Raw genomic sequence first — 9779 nt, forward strand, 5'->3', positions numbered from 1 at the left:
CACTACTTATCGGCGGTGCCAAACCGAGTGAAGCGCAGGATAAAGCCCGCGCGATGCTGGTGGCTGTGGGGTTGGAAAAGCGTAGCAAACATCGCCCGTCCGAACTATCCGGTGGTGAGCGTCAGCGAGTGGCGATTGCGCGCTCGCTAGTGAACAACCCGTCGCTGGTGTTGGCTGATGAGCCGACCGGTAACCTCGATCAACGGAATGCCGATAGCATCTTTAATTTGCTAGGTGAATTGAATGTTCGTCAGGGGACCGCCTTCTTAGTGGTCACTCACGATTTGCAATTGGCCAAACGCATGAGCCGTCAGTTGGAAATGCGTGACGGCCAGCTACAGCAGCACTTGACGTTGGTGGGGGCGCAATAGTGGCAATTGGGATGGGCGTTTCGCCACTTTCACTGTTAATCGGTTTACGTTTTAGCCGTGGCCGCCGTCGCGGCGGAATGGTGTCACTCATTTCGGTGATTTCCACCTTGGGCATTGCTTTGGGCGTGGCGGTGTTGATCGTCGGCTTAAGTGCCATGAACGGCTTCGAACGTGAGCTAAAAAATCGTATTTTGGCGGTGGTGCCACACGGTGAAATTGCGGTGGTCAATCAGCCATTTAGTGGTTGGCCGCAAACTTTACAGCGGATTGAAAAAGTACCCGGTATCGTGGCGGCGGCACCTTATATCAATTTCACCGGTTTGATTGAAAACGGCACACAGCTGCGTGCCGTACAGGTCAAAGGTGTTGATCCCGAGGCCGAACAGCGACTTAGTGCATTGCCGAGCTTCGTCCTTAATCATGCCTGGGACAATTTCAAAGCCGGTCAGCAGCAGATCATTTTGGGCAAAGGTCTGGCCGATGCCTTGGGTGTGAAGCAGGGGTCATGGCTGACAGTCATGATCCCTAATAGCGACCCTGAGATGAAATTACTGCAACCCAAGCGTATTCGCTTGCAAGTGGCGGGTGTTTTTCAATTGAGTGGGCAACTGGATCACAGCCTGGCATTAGTACCTTTAGTCGATGCGCAGCAATATCTGGACATGGGTGACAGTGTCACTGGTATAGCCATCAAGGTCGATGATGTCTATAACGCCAACAAACTGGTACGCAGTGCCGGAGAGGTCTCGAATGCCTATGTGTATATCAGCAGTTGGATTGGCACCTACGGCTATATGTATCGTGACATCCAAATGATTCGCACCATCATGTATTTAGCGATGGTACTGGTTATCGGGGTTGCCAGCTTTAACATTGTTTCCACTCTGGTGATGGCAGTTAAAGATAAAAGCAGCGATATCGCGGTGTTACGCACATTAGGCGCTAAAGATGGCCTGATACGAGCCATCTTTATCTGGTATGGCTTGATGGCAGGGCTGATCGGCAGTGTCAGCGGGGCGGTCGCGGGAGTGATTATCTCTTTGCAATTAACCAACATTATCCGTGGGTTGGAAAAGCTGATCGGGCATCAATTTTTGTCGGGTGATATCTATTTCATCGACTTTTTGCCGTCAGAACTGCACTGGTTTGATGTGGCTTGTGTGCTGGCGACCGCATTGGTGTTGAGTTTAATTGCCAGTTGGTATCCGGCGCGTCGTGCCAGTCGTATTGATCCGGCGCGGGTACTGAGCGGGCAATAATTATCCCCGTCATACTTCAAGCTGCATGTGCGTTGGCTGCCTTCGCTCACCCCAGTCACTTACTCATGTAAGCTCCTGGGGATTTACTCAGTTGCCGCCTTCCTGCAACTCGAATTATTTAGGGTATATAAGGATAACTTTATGTATTACGGTTTTGATATGGGCGGCACCAAAATTGAGTTAGGCGTTTTTGATGCTAACCTGCAACGAATCTGGCATAAGCGTGTCCCTACACCGCGCGAAGACTACTCGCTATTACTGCAAACATTACATGACCTGACACGGGAAGCCGATGAGTTTTGTAGTATTAAAGGCAGTGTGGGTATCGGCATTCCCGGCTTGCCCAACGCCGATGATGGTACGGTATTCACGGCGAATGTGCCCGCGGCTATGGGACAATCCTTGCAAGGTGACCTTTCCGGGTTAATCGGGCGCGAAGTTCGAATCGATAATGATGCTAACTGCTTTGCATTGTCGGAAGCCTGGGATCCTGAGTTTCGCCGCTATCCAACAGTATTAGGGCTGATTCTTGGTACTGGCGTCGGTGGTGGGCTAATTGTGAACGGCAATATTGTCAGTGGGCGAAACCATATTACTGGCGAATTTGGTCATTTTCGTTTGCCAGTAGATGCGCTGGATATTCTGGGTGCAGATATTCCCCGAGTACCATGTGGTTGCGGCCATAATGGTTGTATTGAGAATTATATTTCAGGACGTGGTTTTGAATGGATGTACAAACATTTCAACCAGCAATCTTTGCCTGCAACTGAAATTATTGCAAACTATAACATCGGTGAATCCAAGGCTGTAGCTCATGTTGAGCGTTTTATGGATGTACTGGCTGTTTGCTTAGGTAATTTATTGACTATGCTGGACCCCCATCTCGTTGTAATCGGTGGTGGATTATCTAATTTCGAGCATATCTATCAAGAACTGCCGAAACGGCTACCACAGCATTTATTGCGAGTAGCCCGATTGCCACGCATTGAAAAAGCGCGTTATGGTGATGCGGGCGGTGTTCGTGGGGCGGCGTTCCTGCATTTGTCTGAGCGTTAATTAATCAATAGCAAATAAAAATACCTAAAATAGAGGCAAAAGGTTATGCGCATTCGCCATCGGTTGTGTCGGTTTCGCAAGAATAAGCACTTGCGCCATCAACGTTTTCGCTCCCGTATTTTTCATCGAGACAGTGCTGCAACATCCGAAATGAAGAAGCCGTTTGTGGTGGTTCTGACGGGGGCCGGCATCTCGGCCGAATCGGGTATTCGTACTTTCCGTGCGGCAGATGGTTTGTGGGAAGAGCATCAGGTGGAAGATGTTGCCACCCCTGAAGGGTATCGTCGTGACCCTGAACTGGTTCAGGCCTTTTATAATGCCCGCCGCCGCCAGTTACAGCAGCCTGATATTGCGCCAAATGCCGCCCATTTTGCATTAGCTGATTTGGAAGCAGTGCTGGGTGATAATTTCGTACTGGTGACTCAGAATATAGATAATTTGCATGAGAGAGCGGGTAGTAAGCGCGTTATTCATATGCATGGCGAGTTATTGAAAGTGCGCTGCACCCAGTCAGGCCAGGTACTGGATTGGCCGGGTGATCTCAGTGCGGATGAGCGCTGCCATTGTTGCCAATTCCCATCGCCACTGCGCCCACATATTGTGTGGTTTGGTGAGATGCCAATGGGCATGGATGAAATCTATCAGGCGCTGGCTGAGGCTGATTTCTTTATTTCAATTGGCACCTCCGGCCATGTCTATCCTGCCGCCGGTTTTGTCCATGAGTCGAGCTTGCATGGTGCTCATACTGTCGAGTTGAATCTCGAGCCTAGTCAGGTCGAGAGCCAGTTTGATGAAAAACACTACGGTTTAGCCAGTAAAGTGGTTCCAGAATATGTGCGCGAATTCTTAACCACGCGCGGCGAAAATCGTCAAGGCGACTAAATTACCTTGCTGAATAAGAGCCGCAATGTGATTAGCGGCTCTTATTCACTCGACACTGTTCCTGGTTTGTCTTTTTTTATTCTGGCTTAAGTTTGTCTAAAACTGACCTGACGCAATATTTGATGGTGATCACTTCCCCATAATGATATTCACTATTATGAGGGTGGGCCCATGGACAAATTACTCGACCGCTTTTTCAACTATGTTTCTTTTGATACACAAGCAAAAGCCAATGTAAAATCCGTGCCGAGCACTGAAGGGCAGCGCAAGCTGGCTCTGGCGTTACAACATGAGTTGCAGACGCTGGGTTTTTCTCAGGTGAGTTTGAGTGAGCACGGCTGTGTGATGGCAACCTTGCCTGCCAATGTCTCCTGGCTGGTCCCTACCATTGGTTTTATTGCCCATCTTGATACTTCACCTGATTTCTCGGGTAAAAATGTTAATCCGCAGATTGTAGAAAACTACCGTGGTGGTGATATTGCTTTGGGGATGGGCGACGAGGTTTTATCGCCGGTCATGTTCCCCGTCTTGCATCAATTGCTTGGGCATACCTTGATTACCACTGATGGCAAAACCTTATTGGGTGCGGATGATAAAGCGGGTATTGCGGAAATTATTACTGCTATGGTGCGCTTAAAGCACAGCAATATCCCGCATGGTGATATTCGTATCGCTTTCACACCGGATGAAGAAGTAGGGAAAGGTGCGCGCTTCTTTAATGTGGCAGAATTTAATGCCCAGTGGGCCTATACCGTGGATGGCGGCGGTGTCGGTGAGCTGGAATTTGAGAACTTCAATGCCGCATCGGTGACCATAAAGATTGTCGGTAATAATGTGCATCCCGGCAGTGCCAAAGGGGTGATGGTCAATGCGCTATCACTGGCAACCCGTTTCCATCAGGAATTACCCACGGATGAAACCCCTGAAAGTACTGATGGTTATGACGGTTTCTATCATCTGCAAAGTATTAAAGGCACGGTCGAACGGGCAGAAATGCACTATATCGTGCGAGACTTTAATCGCGATGGTTTTGAAGCACGCAAGAAAAATATGGTGGATATCGCTAAACGGGTAGGCAAAGGTTTACACCGTGATTGCTATATTGAAATCGTTATAGATGATAGCTATTACAATATGCGAGAGCATATTATTAAACACCCACATATCATCGAGATAGCTCAGCAGGCAATGCATGATTGTGATATTACCCCCATCATGAAGCCGATACGTGGTGGCACTGACGGTGCGCAGCTATCCTTCCTTGGTTTACCTTGCCCAAATATTTTCACAGGCGGCTATAATTATCATGGTAAACATGAGTTTATAACGCTGGAAGGGATGGAGAAAGCGGTGGCGGTTATTATGCGCATTGCTGAATTGACGGCGAAACGCGCTAAAGAGTCATCAGTCTGACCGACTGATAAAAATGCCCCGTTTACCGGGGCATTTTTGCGGAATAAGCTCGAAATATCAGTCGCTAAAATACCAATAGCCGTTGTTCACCAACGCGGTGAGCATCGCCAGGAAGGACGGGTCTTCCAGCGCATCCCCCAACTGCTGCGCATCCACGCTAAAGTGTTGGCATAATGCATCGGCGGCTTGTCTGTGTGGTGTATTAATCAACTCACCATTAGCAAAGCATTGATCACCAATACGTAGAACACGCAACCCGGTAAGACGTTGTAACTCCTCACCTTGTTGCAATAGCTCATAGACATCACCCGCCTGATAAGGCGGTTCTGGTGGCGCGATATCCAGTTCATGGCGCGATTGGGAAATAAATTCACCAAACCAGTTTTGGAAATCCTCTGGTTGCTGAACTAAATCGAGCATCATTGTACGAAGTTTATCGACTTCTTGTGGCAACACTTCCGCCGGATGTTCGCGTAATTGCAAATCTGGATCGCTGTAGCGATAACTACCCAACTCGCGAGCCAGCACATAGTCGGCAAAGCCACTGACCAGTTCGCGGCCATTAGGTGCACGGAAACCGACTGAATAATTCAAGGCATTTTCCAACGCATAGCCTTCATGAGGAAATCCCGGCGGGATATAAAGGATATCGCCAGGCTCCATTTCTTCATCAATAATGGCGTCGAAAGGCCCAACTTGCAGCAGGTCAGGGTGAGGACAATGCTGTTTCATTTCCGTTTTCTCACCGACCCGCCAGCGACGACGCCCCGTGCCCTGAATAATAAAGACATCATACTGGTCAAAATGCGGGCCGACACCGCCACCCGGAACGGAGAAAGAGACCATTAAGTCATCCATGCGCCAGTCTGAAAGCGGGCGGAATGGGTGCATTAATGCAGCCGCAGGCTCATGCCAATGGTCAACGGCTTGTACTAGCAGCGACCAATTAGTCTCACCTAAATGATCAAAACTTTCAAAGGGGCCATGGCCGACTTGCCAGCGGCCATCTTCATGGCTCACCAAACGGCTATCAACTTCATTTTCCATAGCTAAACCAGCGAGTTCATCTGGTGAGAGCGGATCGATAAAATTTTTAAAGCCACGTTTGAGGATGACGGGGCGTTTCTGCCAATAGCGTTGCAGGAAATCAGGCCAATCGAGACTGAGTTGGTAATCCATGTTTATTCCAGGATAGGGGGTGAACTTGCTGGTGATTATAACGGATGCCAGCTATGAGTATCAGATATTGGCAGGTAAATTTTATTAATCAGCGTGATAATCATGCTGCTGGCCAAAAGTTACCATCATTCTTGCTCCACCCAAGGGGCTTTCAGTAATGGTTATCTTGCCTTGATACTGTTCAATAATCTCGGCAGCAACGGACAATCCCAGCCCTTGCCCAGGGCGTAAAGTATCGACTCGCTGCCCACGCTGGAAAATCAACTGTCGTTTGCTTTCTGGAATGCCTGGACCATCGTCGTCAACGACAATAGTGAGCTGTTTTTCTGAGTGCAGGGCGGTTATCTCGACGAACTCCAAACAGTATTTACAGGCATTTTCCAGAACATTACCCATGACCTCCATAAAGTCATTTCGCTCCCCAAGGAAAGTCACCTCAGGCGAAATATCCAACGTCAGCACAACTCCTTTGCGCTGATAAACTTTATTTAATGCGCTACACAAGCTATCGAGTAGAGCGGGAACTGAGTGGATCTCGCGAATCAATACATTATGCTCGGAACGCATACTGGCACGGTGCAGGTAATAACCGATTTGCTGAGAGATGCGGCTGATCTGCTCTAGCATGATAGGCTCGACTTCCTCGATAGTCGTTTGCTTACCGGTGCGTAAAGAACGCAGCGTCGTTTGCAATACCGCTAGCGGGGTTTTGAGGCTATGAGTCAGGTCGGAAAGTGTCGTGCGGTATTTGGTATAACGCTGGCGTTCATTGGTGAGTAAGATATTGAGATTGCGCACTAAGCTCTGCAATTCTCGAGGTGGGTTTTCATCTAACTGATCGCGTTCACCTTTTTCTAGCTGACTTATCTGACTGACCAGTGCTTTGATGGGCCTCAGGCTCCAATAGGCGGCGAGCCAAAGTAAGGGAACAACTAACAGCAAATTCGCCAGTAAGACATAACTAAACCAATTCCAAACCAAATCAGAACGCTGCAATTCCTGTGGGATGGTATCTACAACGACAATCGTGAGCTGTGGTAAGCGGGATGTTGCGGGGTAAGTATTGACGGATACAGAGTGAGTCAGAGCACTGTTATCCGTATCGTCATATTTTTTTAGCTGGTCTTGCGCTTTAGGGTTATCACCCAACATCATGCTACTTATATGTGTTCCGGTATCCAGCTCATAGAATCCCGGTTTTTGTAGCCAGCTTTTTTCGATATGAGATTCAAGTTCGGGCACATGCCGTTGGCGCCACAGTATATTGCCATCTTTATCGTAAATCAGAACCAGCGTCGGGATATTCAGCTCAAGTTCTGGCGGCACCGATATGCTCAACTTATTGTCATGCCATTGGGCCAAGCTGAAAAATAAATTACTTTCACCGCGATGTGCGCTGAAGGTGTTTTTATCAAAGCTGACAATATAACCGACGACGGCGACCATACCATATGATAACGACAGCGCTAAGATGACACCTGCTGTCGCCATAAGAAAACGAGCACGAAGAGAGAAGGGCTTGCTATTTGTCCTGAACATGATGTCTAGTTGGCGTCAAAACGGTATCCCTGACCACGGATAGTTGTAATCACTTCACCTTCATGTTCTGCCAGCAGCTTTTTACGTAAACGGCCCATTAATACGTCGATAGTATGGCTCTCACGTAATTCTGCATCAGGGTAGAGTTGCAGCATTAATGTATCTTTGCTGACTACTTTTCCTGCATTACGAATAAGGGTTTCAATGATAGTGTATTCGAAAGCGGTCAGTTTAATCTGTTGCTGATTGACACACAACTCTCTGCGAGAGAGATCAATTTGAAATGGGGGAAATTCAATAATTTGGGACGCGAGGCCGATATTGCGTCGCATCAATGCCTGAATTCGCGCTATAACTTCTTCAAGATGAAAAGGTTTGGTGACATAATCATCAGCACCGGCTTCCAGTACTGCAACCTTGTCTTGCCAACTTTCCCTCGCAGTAAGCACTAGAATTGGCAGGTTTGTCTGATGACTACGCCAACGACGGATAAGGCTTAAGCCATCCTCGCCTGGTAAACCAAGATCAATAATGGCGATATCTGGGGCATGTTCCTGCAAGAAATAGTCTGCCTCTTTGGCATCCTCTGCTGCATCAACCTGATGGCCCATTTCACGCATTTGCACCGTAAGATGGTGACGCAACAAAGCATTATCTTCGACAACTAAAACCCGCATACTACATTCCTCGATAAGACATTAACCGGGTAATCTAATATTACCCGACAAGTAAAAATTAGAACAGTGACTTAGAAAGTGTAACGTAAACCTGCCTGCATCGCTTGATCACTGACTTTCCAGTTATGGTAGGTATAACCTACTTCTGCAGAGAGGCTTTGTGTCAGAGCATAGTCAGTTGTTACACGTGCTTCATGGTATGCACGACTATCATAGTTTGCCAAACGGTAGGCAACATCCAGACCGATATCCTGTGATAACTTACTTTTGATACCAATTTCGCCTGTGGCGCTATTGTAAGTATTGGTTTTTTTGCCGTCTTTGCTGGCATCAAATACCATTGCATGGCGGCTGCCGCCCACCAAGGTATAGAAATCAATATTGGGTGAGAAGGCAAAATGGTAACCCAGCCCGAGGACTGCTTCGGCAAGGCCGCGGTCATTATTGGCGATGCTACTTATACGACCATCAATAAACAGGTCGTTATCAAAACCATAGCCACCATTGAAGTAGATACCGCCCATATCGCGGTTACCGATATGACTGTACTGACTTTGATTGAATTCTTTATCGAAACGCTCATTGTTGCTGATTGAGCCATATTGCAGGCCACCGGCTACATAAGTGTAATCCGCTGCCATAGCGGCAGTGCAGGTTCCCATTAGGGCGAGAGAAAGAAGTGTTTGCTTCAACATAGTGATATTAGCTCCAGCAAGTGTAAAGTCCTTTTGACATCAACAGTATTATCAATGACGGTGACTAAACCGGGGCTAAACAGGGGCAGTACACGAAAGGATAAGAAATTATTCAGGTGGCGTTGATTTGCCACCTGATGTTGAGACTAAAGTATTACTTCAACTCATCGACCATTGTTGTGGCACGACCAATGTAATTGGCGGGTGTCATGGCTTTCAAGCGGGTTTTTTCTGCTTCCGGCAGCGCGAGGCTGTCGATAAAGGCTTGCATGCCCGCCGCATCGACACGTTTCCCTCGGGTCAATTCTTTCAATTTTTCGTATGGTTTTTCAATGCCATAGCGGCGCATAACTGTTTGAATCGGCTCGGCCAAAACTTCCCAGTTGTGATCCAACTCTTCCAACAGGTGCGCTTCGTTGACTTCAAGTTTGCTAATGCCTTTCATGGTCGCTTGATAGGCAATCAACGCATAACCCAAGCCTACGCCCAAGTTACGTAACACGGTGGAATCCGTCAGGTCACGCTGCCAGCGCGAAACAGGAAGTTTGCTGGCTAAATGGCCCAGCACCGCGTTGGACAGCCCCAGATTGCCCTCTGAGTTTTCAAAATCAATTGGGTTCACTTTATGTGGCATGGTGCTTGAGCCAATTTCGCCAGCAATGGTTTTTTGCTTGAAATGATTCAATGCAATGTAACCCCAGATATCGC

At 47.9% G+C, this 9779-nt stretch carries 10 protein-coding genes; 5 read left to right on the top strand and 5 right to left on the bottom strand.

Annotation, left to right across the window (positions count from 1 at the left end; translation table 11 throughout):
- The 5 genes from ACNSO8_RS03335 to pepT all read left to right on the top strand — a co-directional run.
- On the top strand, positions 1–371 hold a 371-nt coding region (locus tag ACNSO8_RS03335; protein ID WP_418393822.1), incomplete at its 5' end, for an ATP-binding cassette domain-containing protein.
- Positions 372–382: 11 nt separating this feature from the next.
- Positions 383–1630 (top strand): lipoprotein-releasing ABC transporter permease subunit LolE, encoded by a 1248-nt coding sequence (gene lolE, locus ACNSO8_RS03340; protein ID WP_057631002.1) that lies wholly within the window; start codon positions 383–385, stop codon positions 1628–1630.
- A gap of 141 nt (positions 1631–1771) precedes the next feature.
- Complete coding sequence (nagK, locus tag ACNSO8_RS03345; protein WP_411928863.1) at positions 1772–2686, top strand: N-acetylglucosamine kinase; 915 nt, start codon at positions 1772–1774, stop codon at positions 2684–2686.
- A gap of 45 nt (positions 2687–2731) precedes the next feature.
- Complete coding sequence (gene cobB / locus ACNSO8_RS03350) at positions 2732–3568, top strand: Sir2 family NAD+-dependent deacetylase (RefSeq protein WP_011816137.1); 837 nt, start codon at positions 2732–2734, stop codon at positions 3566–3568.
- A gap of 171 nt (positions 3569–3739) precedes the next feature.
- Positions 3740–4981 carry a peptidase T gene (gene pepT / locus ACNSO8_RS03355; protein WP_019079780.1) on the top strand — a complete coding sequence of 414 codons (1242 nt, stop codon included), beginning with the start codon at positions 3740–3742 and terminating at the stop codon, positions 4979–4981.
- A gap of 57 nt (positions 4982–5038) precedes the next feature.
- Here pepT and ACNSO8_RS03360 read toward each other — a convergent pair whose 3' ends face one another.
- From ACNSO8_RS03360 to ACNSO8_RS03380, 5 genes are all read right to left on the bottom strand, one after another.
- On the bottom strand, positions 5039–6160 hold the full coding sequence (locus ACNSO8_RS03360) for a JmjC domain-containing protein (RefSeq protein WP_411928862.1): 1122 nt from the start codon (positions 6158–6160) through the stop codon (positions 5039–5041).
- Between the two features lie 84 nt (positions 6161–6244).
- Positions 6245–7699, bottom strand: a complete 1455-nt coding sequence (gene phoQ, locus ACNSO8_RS03365) for a two-component system sensor histidine kinase PhoQ (protein ID WP_005170639.1) — start codon at positions 7697–7699, stop codon at positions 6245–6247.
- A 5-nt stretch (positions 7700–7704) separates the two neighbouring features.
- Positions 7705–8376, bottom strand: a complete 672-nt coding sequence (gene phoP / locus ACNSO8_RS03370) for a two-component system response regulator PhoP (protein WP_005158018.1) — start codon at positions 8374–8376, stop codon at positions 7705–7707.
- 71 nt (positions 8377–8447) lie between these two features.
- Positions 8448–9071: a YPO1635 family putative outer membrane beta-barrel protein gene (locus ACNSO8_RS03375; RefSeq protein ID WP_019083393.1), complete on the bottom strand. Its 624-nt coding sequence runs from the start codon at positions 9069–9071 to the stop codon at positions 8448–8450.
- A 154-nt stretch (positions 9072–9225) separates the two neighbouring features.
- A partial coding sequence (locus tag ACNSO8_RS03380; protein WP_418393823.1) for a lyase family protein occupies positions 9226–9779 on the bottom strand: 554 nt, incomplete at its 5' end.

The organism is Yersinia sp. LJYL362 (assembly GCF_048323875.1).

Coding starts and splice junctions, on each gene's coding strand:
- phoQ (WP_005170639.1), bottom strand. CDS start 7,699: ATGTTCAGGACAAATAGCAAGCCCTTCTCTCTTCGTGCTCGTTTTCTT.
- pepT (WP_019079780.1), top strand. CDS start 3,740: ATGGACAAATTACTCGACCGCTTTTTCAACTATGTTTCTTTTGATACA.
- ACNSO8_RS03360 (WP_411928862.1), bottom strand. CDS start 6,160: ATGGATTACCAACTCAGTCTCGATTGGCCTGATTTCCTGCAACGCTAT.
- ACNSO8_RS03375 (WP_019083393.1), bottom strand. CDS start 9,071: ATGTTGAAGCAAACACTTCTTTCTCTCGCCCTAATGGGAACCTGCACT.
- cobB (WP_011816137.1), top strand. CDS start 2,732: ATGCGCATTCGCCATCGGTTGTGTCGGTTTCGCAAGAATAAGCACTTG.
- nagK (WP_411928863.1), top strand. CDS start 1,772: ATGTATTACGGTTTTGATATGGGCGGCACCAAAATTGAGTTAGGCGTT.
- lolE (WP_057631002.1), top strand. CDS start 383: ATGGGCGTTTCGCCACTTTCACTGTTAATCGGTTTACGTTTTAGCCGT.
- phoP (WP_005158018.1), bottom strand. CDS start 8,376: ATGCGGGTTTTAGTTGTCGAAGATAATGCTTTGTTGCGTCACCATCTT.